Source organism: Thalassolituus sp. UBA2590 (assembly GCF_002339775.1).
Lineage (GTDB): Bacteria > Pseudomonadota > Gammaproteobacteria > Pseudomonadales > Oceanobacteraceae > Thalassolituus.
The window spans coordinates 17,453-19,152 of sequence record NZ_DDKU01000050.1; the positions used below are offsets into that span (position 1 = coordinate 17,453).

2 protein-coding genes and 1 pseudogene are annotated in these 1,700 nt (G+C 53.7%); 1 reads left to right on the forward strand and 2 read right to left on the reverse strand.

Translation table 11 applies throughout. The features are described 5' to 3' along the window. A partial coding sequence (locus tag B2067_RS04400) for an RsmD family RNA methyltransferase (protein ID WP_301387594.1) occupies nt 1-216 on the forward strand: 216 nt, incomplete at its 5' end. 7 nt (nt 217-223) lie between these two features. On the opposite strand, the gene B2067_RS04405 is transcribed toward B2067_RS04400, so the two are convergent. Continuing rightward, on the reverse strand, nt 224-859 hold the full coding sequence (locus B2067_RS04405; protein ID WP_301387595.1) for a sensor histidine kinase: 636 nt from the start codon (nt 857-859) through the stop codon (nt 224-226). Between the two features lie 13 nt (nt 860-872). Continuing rightward, a pseudogene (locus tag B2067_RS04410) lies at nt 873-1,700 on the reverse strand (hypothetical protein); the annotation flags it as partial.

Consider the following 1,700-nt stretch of genomic DNA (forward strand, 5'->3'; position numbering starts at 1 on the left):
CCAGAGCCCTACGATCTGGTGTTTCTCGATCCACCGTTCGGCAAAGATCTGCTACAACCTGCATTAAACAAACTGACGCTGTTACCGGGCGCTCTGGTATACATCGAACACGAAGCCAGCCTCGAGCCTGAATTTCCTGCTCACTGGGAAGAACTGAAGAACAAGGGCACGAAAGAATTCGTGTTCCGCCTGCTTGAGGTTGGCGAGACGGCCTGACTCCCACTCAGGGTAAAGTGATGACCGCCTCTGCACCGCCACCGGCGGCATTGTGCAGGTCGAGAGTGGCTGGTTTCGCCGGTGTAGAATGATGAGCGACGATCAGTTCGGTGAAATACAAGCCCATGCCTGTTCCGCCTTCTTTGTCGCTGTCGCCGCTACCGTCAAGAACATCATCCGGGTATCCCGGACCGTCGTCGCTGACGCGCATCAGGAGTCCGGGGCCTTGTTCCTGCGCGGATACAGAGATGGTCTTCGCGCCCGCCTGAGCACTGTTGTTCAGCAAATTCGTTAACGCCATCTGCATCAGTGAATCGTTGTAGTACCCCTGACAGTCTGGATCGATCTCAACATGCACTTCAACATCTGGCCAATGCACCTTAAAACACTCAATCGCGTGTTTTACCGTATCTGCCGGCCAGGCATCATCTGCCGGAAAGTTGCCGCGCTCCTGCAGCCGGTATAGCGTCACCAGCTGCATCGCATCCTGATGAACCCGGCGACTGCGGGCAAATACGGGGTAGAGCTTATCCCGATATTCTTCTGGCATATCCCTCATGGCCTTTTGACCCTCCAGCAGCACAGAGTGCAGCTGATTCTTAAGGTCATGAATGATCGCACCGGCAAGATCTTTCAGGTTCATACTCTCCCCTCCCCTAAAGGCCCGCCGATCGACGTAGCCGCTCACAGGTTTCTTTCAATCGTTGGTAGCGATCATGCCTTTCATCAAAATGGCCAACACTGCCTATACGGCGAAGTAAGCGGTAACAGTCTTTGAGCTGGCCAACATCCAACTCTTCGTTTTCGATATAACTGACCTTTGCCTGAATCGCATTGAGGAGCACACTGATTCCCGCCTCTTCAAACCGGGTCGCCTGATCAAATGCCGCAATCGCTTCTTTAAGTTCGCCCCGCTCATAATGAGCCACGCCTTTCTCGTTCAACTCGGCTGATTTCTCGCGAGCATTGATGTTCGACAGGCGCTCTTCGATTGCCCCCAACCGTTGCAGCAACGTACTGGCGACTCCCTGATCCTTCATGGTCTGAACCATATTGACGGCTTTCTCAGACTGGCCGGTGTCAATATACACCTCCGTCATCGTCAACTGTTGCTCACCAGTGGGCTCTTTTATGCGAGCCAGTACGCCTTCGGCTTTATCTGCACTACTCCGGGCTTTGTTGTCATCCTCAACCGCCTGATAGGTGCGACTCTCTGCGATCGTCGCATCGAAAACTACCCCCATGTTACCGGAGAACTCCTGTTTCATCTCATCAAGAGCCCGTAACGCTTTACTACACAACAAGCGGTTCTCTTTGGTCTGCTCGGCATCAAGATTATGCTGCGCTGCCTCAACGAACTGTTGATATGTCGAAGAACTTTTATAGCAGGAGTAACGCGCCAGTCTCATGGCCTGCTCGAAGGCGTCCTGTGCGACGGTGTAGCTCTCATTGGTCAGCGCCAGCTGGCCTAACTCAAGCTGCCG